We start from the raw sequence: 16,309 nt of genomic DNA, 5'->3' as shown, positions 1-16,309 counted from the left end.
GACATGCACACCTTCCTCATTCCGGGACTCTGGCTCGACGCATCCTCGTGGGATGCCATCAACCCCGCCATCGAGGCGGCTGGCCATCACACGCATCCGCTGACCATGCCGGGGCTGGAATCGGATGCGGCAGACCGCTCGCACATCACGCTCGACTCCCACATCGACTACGTGACGCACCTCATCGACGAGGTGCCGGGCGACGAGAAGGTCGCGCTTGTCGCGCACAGCGGCGGTGCTCTCGTCGCGTACGGTGCGATCGACCGGCGTCCGGATCGCGTGGACCGGGTCGTGTACGTCGACAGCTGGCCGGGCGGCGAGGGATCCATCGTGAACGATGAGGTTCCGCACGACGACGCGGACATGCCCTTCCCCGGATGGGACGCCTTCGACGAGGCCGATGTGCGCGACATCACGCCGGCCCTGGGTGAGGAGATCGCTGCGCACACGCATCCGTCCCCGTCGCACGCGGCAATCGACCCGCTGCATCTCACCGACGAGCGACGGCTCGACGTGCCGGCGACCATCGTCGTCTCGACCATGCCCGCCGAGCAGATGCAGGAATTCCTCGACCAGGGTGCTGCGTGGCTGGGCGACACCGGACGCCTGTCGTCGTTGCACATCGTCGATCTGCCGACCGGGCATTGGCCGCAGTTCACGAAGCCCGGCGAGTTGAGCGAGCTCGTGGTGGAGGCGCTGGGCGACTGAAACTCTCTGGGCGCCTGAACCCGACGCTTCAGCACGGACGGATCGGATGCACGGTTTCGGCGAGCACGGGCATCCGTAAGATCGAGCCATGGAGGTGCGCACACCGGATCCCGATCCCGATCGCGACGACACACCGTCGGGTGAGGGCGCGCTGCCCGGAGTCGGGCCGGGCTGGCTCAGCGATCTCGAGCTGGAGCAGGTGCGGCAGCGCATGCCGATCCTCTACGTCGAGGCCGTTCCCGTTCGCGTCGACGGGCTCGGTCAAGTGACCGAGGTGGGGCTCCTGCTGCGTGCGAACGCGCTCGGCGAGATCACCCGCACCGTCGTCTCCGGCCGCGTGATGTACGGCGAGACGCTCAGGGACGCCCTGTTCAGGCACCTCGAGAAGGACCTGGGTCCCATGGCCTTCCCGCAGCTGCCGGCGAGTCCCGTTCCGTTCATGGTCGCCGAGTACTTCCCGATCCCGGGGGTGTCCGCCTTCCACGACGATCGCCAGCACGCTGTGTCGCTCGCGTACGTGGTCCCGGTGACGGGCACGACGGAGCCGCGACAGGATGCACTCGAGCTCACCTGGATGACGCCGGCCGAGGCATCGGCTCAGCAGGTCTCAGCAGAGCTGGAAGGCGGCCGAGGAACGCTGGTACGTGCTGCACTGGCATCCGTCGGAGTGCTGCCATAGCTGCGTAGCTGTGTGGCGGTCGGGACCCGAGGTCATCGGCGGTCGGCTCGAGCCGTATTCAGGACATGCGGCGAGATGTCCACACAGTGTCGACATCTCCCCGGATGTCCTGAAAACGGCACAGAGATCGGGCGGGTGGATGGGGCGGATGGATGGGGTGCCAGGACCTCGGTGTCCGTCAGCGGTCGGCGGGTTTCAGCGTGCCGAGCGGACCATGCGGATCTCGTGCGCCGGCTCCCCGCCGAACGTCTCGACGCGGCTCGTGCCGTCGCTCTCGAATCCGTTTCGTCGGTAGAACGCCTGCGCGCGCGGATTGTCGCCGAGCACCCAGAGGTAGGCGGCATCCGTGCCAAGCGCGGCTTCGATGAGCCGCTGCCCCGTGCCGGATCCGTAGTGCTCGCGCAGCACGTAGATCCCCTGGAGCTCCGTCGGCTCTGGGCCGTCCGCATCGCGAGCGGGACCGGATGCCGCCCAGCCCACGATGCGTGCGCCGGCGATCCGCGTCGCCTCCTCTGCCACCCAGACCCGGGCGCCCGCGGCCAGGATCCGCTCCCAGCGCCTCGCGCGCACGCTCACCCGGAGCCCTTCCAGAAGGAACGGCGAGAACACGTGTGCGTACGCCTCACGCCACGAGCGCACGTGCACCCTGGCGATGCCCGCCGCGTCGGCCCTGGTCGCCGCGCGCACGCTGATGGCAGTGTGCTCGGCATCCGCTCTCGCGCCCTCCTCCACGAGTGCCACTTTTCCACGTGCGCCGGTTCGTCGCCGCCCTCGGCGCACGATTCGGCGACTCGGCCTAGTCTGTTTTGGTCGCCCGGCACCGCCGACCGGGACTCGCACATCGTCGAGGGGAGCCGTGTGAAGCCGCTGACGGAAGAGGAAATCCGTTCGTCGTTCGTGAACGCGACGCCGGAGCAGCTCGACAGGCTGCCCATTCCCGGCATCCACGAAACGCTGTGGGACGAACGCGAGTTCCTCGGCTGGCGCGACCCGCAGGCATCCCATCTCGGCTACATCGTGCACTGGATGCACGACCGGCCGACCGGCATCGTGCTGCGAGCCGCGAGCGGCGGACTGCGGCCGGGAATCGCTGCCATGTGCTCGTTCTGCCACTCCGCCCAGCCCGCGACGCAGGTGCGGATGTTCAGCGCACCACGCGCAGGCGAGGCCGGCCGAAACGGCAACACCATCGGTTCGTACATCTGCGACGACCTGGCGTGCTCGCTGCTCATCCGCATCACGCCGCCGCACGCCCAGTCGGCAGAACACATCGCGGAGCGAGCGGATGCGCTGCTCTCGCGGGTGCACAACTTCACCGCGACCGTGATGAAGACGGCCTGACCGGCGTTCGTCCCGGTCCGCGCAACCGGCCATCCGTTTTCAGGACATGGGCTCGGATGCCGACACTGCATGGACATCTCCGCGTATGTCCTGAATACGGATGGCGAGGCGCGGTGTCCGACTACCGTTGACCCCGTGAACTCTCCCGTCGACGCCACCACCACACCCGCCTGGGCCGAGCTCGAGGCCCACAAGAACGCGTTCGAACCGGACCTCCGCGGCTGGTTCGCCGATGATCCCGCACGTGTCGAGCGCCTCAGCTTCCCGTTGGCCGACCTGCACGTCGACCTCTCGAAGAATCTCGTGACAGACGAGATCGTGGCATCCCTCGTGCGCCTGGCCGAGCAGACCGGCGTCGCCGAGCGCTTCCGGCAGCAGCTCTCCGGTGTGCACATCAACACGACCGAGGATCGAGCCGTGCTGCACACCGCACTGCGCCGTCCAGCGGATGCCGCGCCCGAGCTGGTCGTCGACGGCCAGGATGTCGACCACGACGTGCACGAGGTGCTCGACCGGATCGCCGCGTTCGCCGACCGGGTGCGCTCGGGCGACTTCGCCGGTGTCACAGGCAAGAAGGTCGCGACGGTGGTCAACATCGGCATCGGCGGATCCGACCTCGGCCCCGTCATGGTCTACGAGGCGCTGAAGCCCTACGCGGACGCCGGCATCGAGGCCCGATTCATCTCGAACATCGACCCGACCGACCTCGCGCAGAAGACCGCGGACCTCGATCCGGAGACGACGCTCTTCATCGTCGCGTCCAAGACGTTCACGACGCTCGAGACGCTGACCAACGCGCGCCTCGCCCGCGACTGGCTGTGGGCGGGGCTGAGCGCATCCGACGCCATCTCCGACGACGAGCAGAGCAAGACAGATGCCGTCGCCCACCACTTCATCGCCGTCTCGACCGCGCTCGACAAGGTCGCCGCGTTCGGCATCGACACCGACAACGCGTTCGGATTCTGGGACTGGGTCGGCGGCCGCTACTCGGTGGACTCCGCTATCGGCACGTCGCTCGCGATCGTGCTCGGGCCGCAGAACTTCAGCGACTTCCTCGCCGGATTCCACGCCGTCGACGAGCACGTGGCATCGACTCCACTCGAGCGCAATGTGCCGGTTCTCATGGGGCTCCTCAACGTCTGGTACTCCAACCTGCTGGGCGCCCAGTCGCACGCCGTGCTTCCGTACGCGCAGCTTCTGCACCGCTTCCCCGCCTACCTGCAGCAGCTCACCATGGAGTCGAACGGCAAGTCTGTGCGGTGGGACGGCTCGCCCGTCACGACCACGACGGGCGAGGTGTTCTGGGGTGAGCCGGGCACGAACGGCCAGCACGCGTTCTACCAGCTGATCCATCAGGGAACCCGGCTCATCCCCGCTGACTTCATCGCGTTCGCGAACCCCGCCTATCCGCTGAAGGACGGCGACCGCGACGTGCACGGACTGTTCCTGGCGAACTTCCTGGCGCAGACCAAGGCGCTCGCGTTCGGCAAGACCGCCGACGAGGTCGAGGCGGAGGGCACGACCGGTGCGCTCGTAGCGGCCCGCACATTCCCCGGGAACCGGCCGACGACATCCATCATGGCGGCGGCGCTCACGCCGCGCGTGCTCGGCGAGCTGATCGCGCTGTACGAGCACATCACCTTCACGCAGGGCGTCGTGTGGGGCATCAACTCGTTCGACCAGTGGGGCGTCGAGCTCGGCAAGCAGCTCGCACTGCAGATCGCTCCGGCGATCGAAGGCGATGCGGATGCCGCTGCCGCACAAGACGCGTCCACCCGTGGCCTCCTCGAGTACTACCGGAGCAACCGGAGCTGACACAGCCGTCCGGGGCGGGATCAGGTGCGCCGGCCCCGGACGACTTCGATCGCAACACCGCAGCAAGGTCGGAACCGGCGCCCTAACCTTTCACCCATGTCTGAAACGGTTGCACCCAAGGTCTGGTTCATCACGGGAACGTCGCGCGGCTTCGGCCGCGCCTGGGCGGAAGCCGCCCTCGAACGCGGCGACAGCGTCGCGGCAACGGCTCGAGACGCATCCTCGCTCGACGCCCTGGTGGAGAAGTACGGCGACCGACTGCTGCCGATCCAGCTGGATGTGACGGATCGCGCCGCGGACTTCGCCGCCGTCGCCGAGGCGCACGAGCGCTTCGGACGCCTCGACATCGTCGTGAACAACGCCGGGTACGGACACTTCGGCTTCATCGAAGAAGTCACAGAGGACGAGGCGCGCGCCCAGGTGGAGACCAACGTCTTCGGCGCCCTGTGGATCACCCAGGCGGCACTGCCGTACCTGCGCGCGCAAGGCAGCGGACACATCATCCAGGTGTCGTCCATCGGTGGCATCAGCGCGTTCCCGCTCGTCGGCATCTACAACGCCTCGAAGTGGGCGCTCGAGGGATTCAGCCAGGCACTCGCGCAGGAAGTCGCGCCCTTCGGCGTGCACGTCACGCTCGTCGAGCCCGCAGCATTCGCGACCGATTGGTCGGGGGCATCCGCCAAGCATTCCGAACCGCTGCCCGACTACGCCGACGTGCACGCACAGGTCGCGGCGTCGCGCGCCAGCCGCAACGCGGCTCCCGGCGCCCCTGAGGCCACGGCAGCGGCACTGCTCGAGGTCGTCGACGCCGAGAACCCGCCGCTGCGCGTATTCTTCGGCACCAGCCCGCTCACCACGGCGAAGAACGACTATGCGGCGCGGATCGCCCAGTGGGAGGAGTGGCAGCGGGTGGCGGAGCGGGCTCAGGGTTCGCTCTGAGTAACGGGGTGTCGCGGGGTGGGGAGGCTCACTCACGGCAAGAACGGGGGCCCCTGCACCCCGATTGCCGTGAGCGAGCCTCCCCACCCCCGCTCTGCTCGGTGGCGTCGGGTGTCTGCGCCGCCGGTGTTGAGGAGGGGAAGGCAAGAACGGGGCCCATCACCCCGATTGCCTTACGGATGCCTCCCCACCCTCGCTCTGTTCGGTGGCGTGGGGAGTCTGCGCCGCCGGTGTAGGTGGAGGGGAAGGAAAGAACGGGGTCGGATCCCGGTTGCTGGGGGTGAGTCAGCGGCCGGGTCGGACCTGCACGGGATCGGTGTCCGCGAGTTTGTGCACGTGGGTGGCGATGCTGTCGCGCAGCGGTTCATGCTGTTCGCCGAGTCGCATCGACGGATCGCTCCAGTTGGCGAGGTCGTAGAGCCACACCGGCCGCCGGACCAGGTCGGCGGGCTCCCAGTCGTAGCGCGGCCAGATGTGCGCGTGCACGAAGGCGTCGGCGTTGCCGAGAATGTCGATGTTCACGCGTCGGAACGCCCGGTCGGCTTCACGGCACGCCCGCTCGACTGCCGTGGCCAGAAGGTCGACGTCGGCGAGGAACTGCACTCGTTCCGTGCGCGGCAACTCCGACAGCGCCCTGGCATCCGGGTCTTTGCCGAGCAGGACGCAGTATCCGGGGAGGAACTGCACATCGCCGATGGCCGCGTACCCGCTCTTCAGCTCTGCCAGGACGGTGGGGTTCTCTCCGCGCGCGGCTGAACCGATACGATCCTCTCGCCAATCCATGAGCACCGACCATATATCCGAGAAGGCCCAGGCGCCTCGCCTGCACGGATCGGGATCCCTCGAGGGCACCGTGGCTGTCGTGGACGGATGCGTTCACCGAGCGTCCTCGCCCGATCGGGCATCGCGTTCGCGTCTCCGCCTGCGTTCGGGACCTGTGTTCCAGGCAGCGTTGAGCGCGAAGACGGCCTGCTCGAGGGTGAGGCCGCGGGCTCGAGCGGCGTCGGCGTAGCCGAGTGCGGAGTCGAGGACGTCGGGATACTGGTCGGCGTCGATGCTCACCCGTGTTCCGGCGCGGCGACCGGTGGTGACGAGCCCTTCACTCTCGAGGAGCTGGTAGGCGCGGGCGACGGTTCCGGGGGCGATGCGGAGATCGCGGGCCAGTTGCCGCACGGTCGGTAGGTTCTGGTCGACCTGGAGGGCCCCAGTGAGGATCTGCGCGGCGATCTGCGACCGGACCTGTTCGAACACCGGGACCGGATCCGAGTCATCGATGCTGATCACGCCGTGACCGGATCTGTCGGAGAAACGACCGTGAGGGGAACCCCGCGGCGGATGCGCTGGGCGATGACCAGCACGAGGGTGAGGGAGACGGCGACCAGGATGACTCCGAACACGACCTCGGTCACACCCATCGCGAATGCCGGCTGGGCGTAGCGGACGCCGACGGCATGACACATCGAACTGTTCGGACCGGTCGAGTGGCAGTCGCCGATGACAAGGAATCGCGAGATCGCGGTATAGCTGCTGCCGACGGTCCAGGACGTGATTCCGATTCCGATGGTCATCGCCGCAGTTCCGGTCAGAACGAGCAATCCGGTCTGCCATGACCGAACGGCCCGATCGACGGCGGTCAACCCGGGGACTCCCGGACCCGGTGCTGCTCGCACTCGCATGACCGCGGCGGCGATCACGCCAGCAACCACCAGCACAGCGATGACGATGGCGACGACATACCCCGGCCCGGGATAGGCGATCGAATCCGTGGCTCCTGCGCGAGCGACCGTCAGGGTCGGACCGCTGGAAGGATCGGAGCCGTGCACGGCCGCTCCGACCGACACCGTCAGAATCAGCAGAGCGATCGCGGCGACAGCGAGTCCGGCCAGCAGTGTGAGAGAAGAGTGGGGCCGCTCAGCGAGGAGCTGGGCTTCGCGCCTGTGCGGCGCGCTGCCCCACAGCGCAGCCGGACGCAGGGCAATGACGAGCGCGAACACCGCCGCCCCGGCCAGCGGCGCGAACACCAGGAGCGCACCGGACACCGGCGGCGCCGAGAACCCGGAAACGGACCACTGGAACAGGCCGTTCGGGCCGATTCCGGCGAAGACCGCAGCGATGGCCGACATGGCCGCGACCGCGAGACCGGAGCCGCCGGCCCACGCCACGACCCGCTGCGCGCCGTGCACGGCAGAAGCCGCTGATTCCCCATCCGCCCCCGGCGCCGAGACGGTTTCGGTTCCGCGGAGGAGGGCCAGGCGACGCGCTCGATCGACCGCAGCGATGACGCAGACGCAGCTGATGAGGCTCACCAGCCAGGGCAGGACGAGTTCAGCCACGACGCCTCCCGATATGTATCAACAGGCTAGTACAAGCGTCCAACCCGATGGGAAGCGCAACTCGATGTCGAGAATCCGCCGCAGAGGAGTCGTAGGGAAGCCGCCGTAGACGAATCGTCGAAAAGCCGCCGCAGACGAATCGTCGGGATGCCGAACGATTCGGCATCCCGACGATTCAGTGGACCGACGCTTCCTGCTGTCAGCCCTGGGCGCGACGCGAGCCCCGGCCGCGCGAAGTCCCGGAGTTCTGACGCACGACGTCGCCGACACGGATGCCCGTGCGCGCACCGCTACGGCCGCTCGCGGTCTGCCCGTGGCGGGCTCCGTTCCTTGCGCCGGTGCCCTGCGACGACGTGCCCTGCGGCCGCGAGTCCTGTGACCTGGCGCCCTGCCGGTTCTGGCTCTGCGAGTTCGCAGTCCGCTTGCCCGAGCTCTGCGTGCTCGCGCCGCGAGCACCATCGCCCTGGGATCCGCGGCCGCCGGAGAGCTGGCCGCCGGTGCCGCGCGAGCGGCCTCCGCGACGGCCGCCGGTGCCGGCGCCGTCCGTGCGGCGCTCCGACTGCTCCGAGCTCTGCTGCCTGGGCTTCTTCGGCGTGGTGCCGCGTCCGCCGCCCTGCTGCACCTTCGGTGCGGGCTTCACGTACGGCGCGACCTCGCCGACCAGCTCGGTGACCTCGCGCGAGTTCGCGGTCACGGAGACCGGCGTGACGGCGATGGCGGCCTTGCGCAGAATCTGGCGCAGATCCGACTGCTGGGAGGGAAGCGAGATGGTCACGACATCCCCCGTGGCGCCGGCACGAGCCGTGCGTCCCGAGCGGTGCAGGTAGGCCTTGTGCTCCATGGGCGGGTCGACGTGCACCACGAGCTCGACGTCGTCGATGTGCACACCGCGAGCCGCGACATCCGTCGCCACCATGACACGAACGCTGCCGTCGCCGAATGCGGCGAGGTTGCGGTCGCGCTGCGGCTGCGACAGGTTGCCGTGCAGGTCGACGGCCGGGATGCCCGAATCGGTCAGCTTCTTGGCGAGCCGCTTCGCGTGGTGCTTGGTGCGCATGAACAGGATGCTGCGGCCCGTTCCCGACGCCAGTGCCCGCACCACATCGTTCTTCGCGTCGAGGTCGGCGACCTCGAACACGTGGTGGGTCATGCGGTCGACGTGGCTGGTCTCGTCGTCCACGGAGTGCATGACGGGCGAGTGCAGGAAGCGCTTCACGAGCTTGTCAACGCCGTTGTCGAGCGTCGCGGAGAACAGAAGTCGCTGGCCGGACCCAGGTGTCTTGTCGAGGATGCGTGTGACGACGGGCAGGAAGCCGAGGTCGGCCATGTGGTCCGCCTCGTCGAGCACGGTGATCTCGACGGCGTCGAGCGAGACGAATCCCTGCTTCATCAGGTCTTCGAGGCGTCCGGGGCAGGCCACGAGGATGTCGACGCCTGCCTTCAGCGCATCCACCTGGCGCTTCTGGTTGACGCCGCCGAACACGGTCGTCGTCGTCAGGTTGTAGGCCGCGGCGAGCGGCTCGAACGTTGCGGCGATCTGCGTCGCCAGCTCGCGGGTCGGCGCGAGGACGAGGGCGAGTGGATGTCCGGCGCGGCGCTTCCCGCCGGCCAGCGTGGTGCCGAGGCGGGCCGCGATGGGCAGCGCGAACGCGATGGTCTTGCCGGATCCGGTCTTGCCGCGGCCGAGCACGTCGCGTCCGGCGAGCGTGTCGGGAAGCGTGTCGGCCTGGATCGGGAACGCCTCGGTCTTGCCGTCGCGCGCGAGCGCGGCGACGAGCGGGGCGGGTACTCCGAGGTCGGAGAAGGAAGTCATGGGGGTGCCTTTCAGGCGGGCAGCCGCAGGTCGGGCGCGGCTGGGATGGTGCTTCAGCGCAGTTGTGCTGTGGTGCTGGCGCAGGCGAGCCTGCAACGCTGATGCTGGAACATGGCGAAGGCGCCGGGAGGGCGCATCCGTTCGCCGTGAGAAGGAATCTTTCGCGACGGTCGGACAAGCTGGACCGGGTCGCGGGGTGATGCGCTCTGACGACGCAGGCGGTGCCCGTCGATGGGACCGCAAGAGACTTCAGGATAACAGGCACGACGTGTTTCCGGGAACGCGACGACGTGGTGCCGAATGCGCAGGTGCCCGCTCCCGTGTCGGTGACGGCTTGACTAAACTTGACTGTCCTGACTTTCGAACCGGGGGGATGCGTGCACGAATCGGAGCTCGACCGCGAACGTCACGTCGTCGCGGAGCTGTACGGCAGACTCGATTCCCTCCGGGAGGACACGGTGCAGCGGCTGGCCGCCGTACGACGTCAGACCGCGGGAGGCACGCACCAGGCGCGCGGGGAGAGGGACGCATACGCCCGCCTCTACGAGGACCGCATCCTGCAGTTGCGTGAGGTCGAGCCGCGACTCGTGTTCGGACGTCTCCAGTTGATGACATCATCCGTCGAACCGCTCGGAACCGATGACCGTGGCGGGGCTTCGACCCTTCGACAGGATGAGGGCGGGCAAAGCTCCGCCGGCAGCGATGGTGAGGATCCGCTGCGCGATCCGCTGCTGCGCTACGTGGGACGGATCGGGCTCCGTGACGACGACGAGCACACCGTGCTCCTCGACTGGCGCGCACCGCAGGCCAGCGCGTTCTACCAGGCGACGGCAGCCAATCCGCTCGGTGTCGCGGCCCGTCGCCGCCTGACCATGCGCGACAGGAACGTGCTGCGCGTCGACGACGAGGTGTTCGACGCTGCGCTCTTCGCGGAGGCGGGGACCCGCCCGGACGAGGTGTCGGGCGACGCTGCACTGATGGCTGCCCTGATGGCGCAGCGCACCGGGCGCATGAACGACATCGTGGCGACGATCCAGTCCGAGCAGGACAGGATCATCCGCTCCGAGCTGCGCGACGCCCTGGTCGTTCAGGGCGGCCCCGGCACGGGCAAGACGGCTGTCGCGCTGCACCGTGCCGCCTACCTGCTGTACGCGCACCGGCAGAAGCTGCAGGCATCCGGCGTGCTGGTCGTGGGGCCGACACGCGCGTTCCTCACCTATATCGAGGAGGTGCTGCCGGCGCTCGGCGAGACCGGCGTGGTGATGCAGAGCCTGGGCGAGCTCTTTCCCGGTGTGACGGCTGACACGGATGACGCGCCCGCCGTCGCCCAGCTCAAGGGCTCCAAGCAGATGGTGAGCCTCCTGCACCGAGCCGTCGAGGCCAGGCAGAAGGTGCCGGCCGAGGTATCCGTCATCGAGGTGGACAACGAGCGGATCGTCGTGGAGCCCGCACTCATCGCGGATGCCGTTCGGCGAGCGCAGCGCACCGGCAAGCCGCACAACGTCGCTCGCGTCACGTTCGTGAAGAGCGCGCTCACGGCGCTCACCGCCCAGCTGGCGGAGCAGCTGCGAAGCAGGGGTCAGACGCTCGACGAAGAGGATCTCGCCGTGCTCCGCGAGGACGTGCGCACCAGCTACGACGCACGCGTGCTGCTGAACACCGCCTGGCTGCCGCTGACACCGCAGAAGCTCCTCGGCGACCTGTACGCCCGGCCGCAGTGGCTCGCCGAGTTGACGTCGACGTGGAGCGAGGAGAAGCGCGCACTGCTGCACCGGCCACGGGAAGCCGCGTTCACCGTGAGCGACATCCCGTTGCTCGACGAGGCTGCCGAGGTGCTCGGCGAAGCGCCGGACGCCAGGGACCAGGCGACGCGCCAGGCGGCGAAGGAGCAGCGCAAACGCGACCTGCGCGTGGCGAAGGCGGCCATCGCTGATGCCGGTGCGGAATCCTTCGTGACGGCCGAGCAACTGGTCGAGCAGGCGGAAGCGCACGGCGACGGGCTCACGACGGCCGAGCGGGCGGCATCCGATCGCACGTGGGTGTACGGGCACGTCGTCGTCGACGAAGCGCAGGAACTGAGTCCGATGCAGTGGCGCCTCTTGGTGCGGAGGTGCCCGATGAAGTCGTTCACGATCGTCGGCGACATAGCGCAGTCGTCGTCGGCGCACGGCGGACGCAACTGGGCGGATGCCGTCGGCCCGCTTTTCAGGAACCACTGGCGCCTCGAGGAACTCACGGTCAACTACCGCACGCCGGCGCAGATCGCGCGTCCCGCCGAGGAGTTCGCCAGAGCGAGCGGTCTCCCGATCACGCCGGCTCGCGCCGTCCGTGAGGGGGACTGGCCCGTGAGGGAGGTCGCCGCAGGGTCGTCGGACCTTGCAGCCGCGGTCGTGGACGCCGTCGCGTACGACAGGGGGGTCGACGACTCGGGAGCGCTGGCGGTGATCACGCCCGTGGCGCTCGTGGAATCCGTCGCGGATGCCGTCGCATCCCGTTTCGGCGCGGAGGCGGGTCGCGGTGCTTCCGGCCTCGTGAAACCGATCGTGGTGCTCACCGCGCACGACGCGAAGGGCCTCGAGTTCGACGCGGTGGTGATCGCGGATCCGGACGCGGTCGTCGCGGAGTCGCCGCGCGGGGCATCCGCTCTCTACGTGGCCATGACCAGGCCGACGCAGCGCCTCACGCTCGTGCGCCCCTGAGCTGGAGGGCGCTCAGCAGCTCCGGGCCCCGCAAACCGGCGGTTGCGCGGCCGATACCATGACCGGGTGAAGACACCCCTGCGACCCGACGACCCCACCCAGCAGCCGTACGAGGTGCGCTTCGACTGGGGCCGCGAGGGTCTGCGCGGCATCGCGCACGGTGCGGGCGTCATCGTCGTCATCGATGCCATCTCATTCACGACGACCGTCGAGATGGGCGTCGCCCTCGGCCTCGAGGTGCAGCCGTACGCAGGGCTCCGGCACGAGGCGGAAGAAGCGGATGCTGCCGGCGCGTTCGGCGACGCCCGCCTCGCCGGCCGACGTGGCGACCCTGGGGTGTCGCTGTCGCCGTCCAGCATGACGGCGGACAACGTGGCGGCCTTCGGCGCTTCCCGAGCGGTCGTGCCGTCGCTCAACGGATCGCGCCTCACGGCGCTCGCCGCGACGTACGGCGTTCCGGTGGTGGCAGCGACGCTTCGCAACCGCACGGCCGTCGCCCGGTGGATCTTCGACTACCAGCAGCGCATCGGGCGCCGCGCGATGGTCTCCGTCGTCGCGGCGGGCGAGACGCGCACCGATGAGACAGTGCGCTTCGCCGTCGAGGACATGCTCGCAGCAGGCGCCGTCATCGACGCCCTCGGAAAGTTCGGCATCGACGCGTGCTCGCCGGAGGCGGCGGCCGCGTGCGCCGCCTACACGGGGCTCGCGCGCGGCATCCGCCACATGTTCACGGCCTCGGTGAGCGGCGGCGAACTGCTCAAGGACGACCAGCGCGAAGACATCGAGGTGGCATTCCAGACGGATGTCTCGACCACGGTCCCCGTGCTCGTCGACGGTGTCTACGTGGATGCCGCTGCGGAGCGGATCGCGTCGATGCAGTGATCCGCTCCGCAGCGGCGATCGTCACGTCTGGGGCGTGGATCCGCTCCCGGTGAGGTCGAGTTCCTGGTAGGTGGCGCTGCCGGCGTCGATCCGCGTGATGTGTCCCGCCAGCACGACGACGCCGTCGGAGATGGAGCCGTATGTACCGCTTCGCCCGTCGGGCAGCGTGATGGTGGAACGGAAGGCTACGCTGCCTGGCGACGTCGTCACGACGGGGAACCCGGTGCCGTCCCATGGGCCGATCTCGAAGGTCGGCGCCTTGTCCAGCGTCCAGGTCTGGTTCGTCAGCGTTCCGCCGCTGGGGTGCAGGTCCTGTTGGCCGTATGCGCACCCCGTCGGCTTCGACATCCCCGAGGTCAGACAGGATGCCAGCCACGAGTTCACTGCGGACAGCGCCGTCGCGCTCGCCTTGTCGGTCAACCACACCGTGAGCTTGGGTGTCTTCGGCGCCTTCATCCCCGGATAGTACTGACCGGTCAGCAGGTCGGCCGCGTAGACCGGATCCGTGCCGGAGAGCCCGATCGAGTACGTGCCGGGCAGCGCCCTGAGATGCACCAGGCCGCGCGCGGTGATGTCTTGCGACCCGTCTGCATAGATGCTGGCATCCTTCGGTCCGTTCAGCTGCACCGTCACCTCGCCCGGCGAGAACGGCACGAGCTTCCAGCGCGGGAAGAACACGAAGTCGCTGCCCGTCGTGCGCAGGTGGAAGGTCTGGGTGGTCTTCTTCGAGCCGAACGTGAGCTGCGCCACGACCGTCGCGGTGGATCCCGTGCGGTGCGGCGAGGAGATGGCGTAGTGGGTGAGCGTGTTCTTCGCGGCGTCGTAGGCGTTGAAGTCGAGCAGCACGTCGGCGGGCTTGGCCGTGTATCCGGACTGCTGCAGCGCGTCGTCGACGTTGCCGACCCGCAGCGCCTCGAGGTAGGAGCGCACGGGAACGCGGGCATCGTGATCGTGGGCTTGTCCGATCGTCCATGCGGCACCGAGCGCGACGGCGGCGATGATCGCGAGGGATCCGACCGGAATGAGGGTCCAGAGGAGCACCCGTCGTCGTCGACGGTGGGGAACATCAGTGGAGCCGGATGCGGTCGGCGCGGTTGCGAGGCCGTTGGCGGCGATGTCGCCGGGTGTGCTGCCCTCGTCGGGGATCGGCGCGCTTTCGGCAGGGGCGGCGGTGGTTTCAGCGGGTGCGTTCGTGCTTTCGGTGGGGGCGGCGGTGCTTTCGTTCTGGTCTGGTTCGGGTTCGAGCGGTGCCGACGAGTCGGCGGGTGCGATGGTCAGGGTTCCTCCTCGTTGAGTTGCTGACCATGACTATGGCACCGGCCACAGCGGCCGACAACGGCACGTTCGACCCTTGTTCGGGGGCTCTTCGCGCGCAGATCGAAACGTCGACCGCCGACGGGCGATGCGTTCCCTCAGCAGGTGTGCTCGCGCCGCATCATGCGGTGGGCAGCGTCTCCTTGCCCGACCAGTCGATCGAGACGAAGATCGCTTTTCCGTTCGCGTCGAATCCCGTGATGTGCCCTGCCACCTGCACCGCGACGGGATCCTGCGACGTCAACGTGCCGTGGCGTCCGTCGGACGTCGCGGCATCGGCGCTGAACGTCGCAGACCCGGCCGCCGTGGTCGTCACCGTCCAGCCCGTGCCGTCCCAGTCGCCCACGTCGAAGGACGGCGCGTCGACCAGCGTCCAGTGCTGATTGGTGAGGGTGACATCCGGATAGTCGTCGATGAGGCCGAAGCTGCACCCGTCGGGCTGGATGGTCTGTTGCGCGATGCACGCGGCGACCCACGCGTTCACGGCGGTCGAGGCGGACGCGATGCCGGCATCCGTCAGCATCGCCGCGAGACTGGCTGTGCCGACGGGCGTGCCGGCCGCTTCGCCGTTGAGCGCGGTCACCGGCAGCTGCTTCGACACCGCCTGATACGCGGGGTTGTCGGCGAGCCTCACGTTGTACGTGCCTGGCAGCACGTCGAGGTTCGTGGACCGCTCGCCGGCGCCGGTGATGGCGGTGCCGTTCACCTGCAGCGCGGCCCCGTCGGGTGCGCCCACGGACACCGTGATGTGCGGAAGCGTGATGGGCTTCAGCGTCCAGCGCGGGAAGAAGAGCAGGTCGGTGCCGGACTTCGTCAGCAGCAGGGTGTCAGTGTGCCGGTCGCCGTCCTGCGTGTAGGTCACCTGGACGCTCGCAGCGGAGTCCCCGATGCTGGCCTTGGCGATCGAATAGCCCGTGATGCGATCCTGCGTCTTCGCGTAGGCCGCATCGGTCACCAGCGGACTGTGCGTGTCGATGCGCCCCAGCGCGACAGCCTTCTTCACGTCGCCCTTGGCTAGGGCGGTCAGGTAGGGAACGGCTGCCGCCTGCGGCGTGTGCGAAACGGCCTCCGACGCGAACCACACTGCGCCGAGCACTGTCGCGGCGAGCAGTGCGAGGCCTCCGAGGATGAGCCCGATGAGGAGCCCCACGCCCCGGCGTCGTGGCTTCTGCGCAGCGGATGTCGGACCTGTCGCTCCCACCCCGGCATCCGTTCCCTCCCACGGCGCTCGGGTCGCGCCGTTCGCGGCCCCGTGGTCGTCGGGCCGGCCGTCGTCGATCATGTGTCTCCGCAGGAGTAGGGCTTCGAGGGCGGCATCCGCTCCGCCCGGCGTGCGTTGTGCACGTGCGGGCGTGGACAGCCTAGGACACGGGGACATCCGTGCTCGAGATCCGACGGCGTCCGAGGGAATGGCATCCGCTCGGAGCGTGTTTGGGTCGTCAGTGGCAGCCTGTGCGTGGAAGGGATGACCTGCTGTGAAAGCTGTAGTGAACGACACCGTGATCGCCGAGGCCCCGGTCGAGGACCTCATCAAGATCGAGGGCAACTGGTATTTCCCGCCGTCGAGCGTGAAGTCCGAGCTGCTCGAGAAGAGCCCGACTCCGTACACGTGCCCGTGGAAGGGCGAGTGCCAGTACTTCACCGTGAACGCGGACGGACAGCGTCTGCAGGACCGGGCGTGGAGTTATCCGACACCGTATCCGACCGCATTCGATCGGGTGGGCAAGGACTTCAGCGACTACGTCGCGTTCTGGAAAGAGGTCCGGGTCGTCGACTAAGGTGCTGC

General features: G+C 68.7%; 15 protein-coding genes. 8 read left to right on the top strand and 7 right to left on the bottom strand.

Annotation, left to right across the window (positions count from 1 at the left end; translation table 11 throughout):
* The first annotated feature begins 3 nt into the window (after nt 1-3).
* Both HII28_RS08705 and HII28_RS08700 read left to right on the top strand, forming a co-directional pair.
* Complete coding sequence (locus HII28_RS08705) at nt 4-708, top strand: alpha/beta hydrolase (protein WP_170025042.1); 705 nt, start codon at nt 4-6, stop codon at nt 706-708.
* A gap of 88 nt (nt 709-796) precedes the next feature.
* Nucleotides 797-1,387, top strand: coding sequence for an NUDIX hydrolase family protein (locus HII28_RS08700; protein ID WP_170025041.1), 591 nt, complete (start codon nt 797-799; stop codon nt 1,385-1,387).
* A gap of 195 nt (nt 1,388-1,582) precedes the next feature.
* Here the strand turns inward: HII28_RS08700 and HII28_RS20195 are convergent, their stop codons facing one another.
* Nucleotides 1,583-2,128, bottom strand: a complete 546-nt coding sequence (locus HII28_RS20195; protein ID WP_346769239.1) for a GNAT family N-acetyltransferase — start codon at nt 2,126-2,128, stop codon at nt 1,583-1,585.
* 117 nt (nt 2,129-2,245) lie between these two features.
* On the opposite strand from HII28_RS20195, the gene HII28_RS08690 reads away from it, so the two are divergent.
* The 3 genes from HII28_RS08690 (at nt 2,246) to HII28_RS08680 (ending at nt 5,482) form a co-directional block, all read left to right on the top strand.
* Entirely contained in the window at nt 2,246-2,728 is a 483-nt protein-coding gene (locus HII28_RS08690) for an FBP domain-containing protein (RefSeq protein WP_170025040.1), read from the top strand.
* A gap of 135 nt (nt 2,729-2,863) precedes the next feature.
* Entirely contained in the window at nt 2,864-4,543 is a 1,680-nt protein-coding gene (gene pgi / locus HII28_RS08685) for a glucose-6-phosphate isomerase (RefSeq protein ID WP_346769238.1), read from the top strand.
* Nucleotides 4,544-4,639: 96 nt separating this feature from the next.
* A complete protein-coding gene (locus HII28_RS08680) occupies nt 4,640-5,482 on the top strand; it encodes an SDR family oxidoreductase (RefSeq protein WP_170025038.1) in 843 nt (280 codons plus the stop codon).
* A gap of 285 nt (nt 5,483-5,767) precedes the next feature.
* Here HII28_RS08680 and HII28_RS08675 read toward each other — a convergent pair whose 3' ends face one another.
* From HII28_RS08675 to HII28_RS08660, 4 genes are all read right to left on the bottom strand, one after another.
* Nucleotides 5,768-6,265 (bottom strand): diadenosine tetraphosphate hydrolase, encoded by a 498-nt coding sequence (locus tag HII28_RS08675; RefSeq protein ID WP_205864605.1) that lies wholly within the window; start codon nt 6,263-6,265, stop codon nt 5,768-5,770.
* Nucleotides 6,266-6,358: 93 nt separating this feature from the next.
* Nucleotides 6,359-6,766 (bottom strand): GntR family transcriptional regulator, encoded by a 408-nt coding sequence (locus HII28_RS20700; RefSeq protein WP_170025036.1) that lies wholly within the window; start codon nt 6,764-6,766, stop codon nt 6,359-6,361.
* Entirely contained in the window at nt 6,763-7,815 is a 1,053-nt protein-coding gene (locus HII28_RS20695) for a hypothetical protein (protein ID WP_170025035.1), read from the bottom strand. Before HII28_RS20695 ends, HII28_RS20700 begins: the two co-directional genes overlap by 4 nt.
* A 199-nt stretch (nt 7,816-8,014) precedes the next feature.
* Nucleotides 8,015-9,628 (bottom strand): DEAD/DEAH box helicase, encoded by a 1,614-nt coding sequence (locus HII28_RS08660; protein ID WP_170025034.1) that lies wholly within the window; start codon nt 9,626-9,628, stop codon nt 8,015-8,017.
* 377 nt (nt 9,629-10,005) lie between these two features.
* Between HII28_RS08660 and HII28_RS08655 the strand changes: the two genes are divergently transcribed.
* Together HII28_RS08655 and HII28_RS08650 are read left to right on the top strand one after the other, a co-directional pair.
* Nucleotides 10,006-12,327 carry an AAA family ATPase gene (locus tag HII28_RS08655; protein ID WP_170025033.1) on the top strand — a complete coding sequence of 774 codons (2,322 nt, stop codon included), beginning with the start codon at nt 10,006-10,008 and terminating at the stop codon, nt 12,325-12,327.
* Nucleotides 12,328-12,393: 66 nt separating this feature from the next.
* On the top strand, nt 12,394-13,209 hold the full coding sequence (locus tag HII28_RS08650) for a 2-phosphosulfolactate phosphatase (RefSeq protein ID WP_170025032.1): 816 nt from the start codon (nt 12,394-12,396) through the stop codon (nt 13,207-13,209).
* Between the two features lie 21 nt (nt 13,210-13,230).
* Here the strand turns inward: HII28_RS08650 and HII28_RS08645 are convergent, their stop codons facing one another.
* Nucleotides 13,231-14,250, bottom strand: coding sequence for a hypothetical protein (locus HII28_RS08645; RefSeq protein ID WP_170025031.1), 1,020 nt, complete (start codon nt 14,248-14,250; stop codon nt 13,231-13,233).
* Between the two features lie 394 nt (nt 14,251-14,644).
* Nucleotides 14,645-15,805 carry a hypothetical protein gene (locus tag HII28_RS08640; RefSeq protein WP_170025030.1) on the bottom strand — a complete coding sequence of 387 codons (1,161 nt, stop codon included), beginning with the start codon at nt 15,803-15,805 and terminating at the stop codon, nt 14,645-14,647.
* Nucleotides 15,806-15,998: 193 nt separating this feature from the next.
* Between HII28_RS08640 and HII28_RS08635 the strand changes: the two genes are divergently transcribed.
* Entirely contained in the window at nt 15,999-16,301 is a 303-nt protein-coding gene (locus tag HII28_RS08635) for a DUF427 domain-containing protein (RefSeq protein WP_170025029.1), read from the top strand.
* Nucleotides 16,302-16,309 lie beyond the last annotated feature (8 nt).

This window comes from Planctomonas sp. JC2975 (genome assembly GCF_012985205.1).
Lineage (GTDB): Bacteria > Actinomycetota > Actinomycetes > Actinomycetales > Microbacteriaceae > Humibacter.
Note: the sequence above shows the minus strand (reverse complement) of the source record. Positions and strands in the feature narration are given on the sequence as shown.

Coding starts and splice junctions, on each gene's coding strand:
- HII28_RS08700 (WP_170025041.1), top strand. CDS start 797: ATGGAGGTGCGCACACCGGATCCCGATCCCGATCGCGACGACACACCG.
- HII28_RS08705 (WP_170025042.1), top strand. CDS start 4: ATGCACACCTTCCTCATTCCGGGACTCTGGCTCGACGCATCCTCGTGG.
- HII28_RS08640 (WP_170025030.1), bottom strand. CDS start 15,805: ATGATCGACGACGGCCGGCCCGACGACCACGGGGCCGCGAACGGCGCG.
- HII28_RS08680 (WP_170025038.1), top strand. CDS start 4,640: ATGTCTGAAACGGTTGCACCCAAGGTCTGGTTCATCACGGGAACGTCG.
- HII28_RS08675 (WP_205864605.1), bottom strand. CDS start 6,265: ATGGATTGGCGAGAGGATCGTATCGGTTCAGCCGCGCGCGGAGAGAAC.
- HII28_RS08660 (WP_170025034.1), bottom strand. CDS start 9,628: ATGACTTCCTTCTCCGACCTCGGAGTACCCGCCCCGCTCGTCGCCGCG.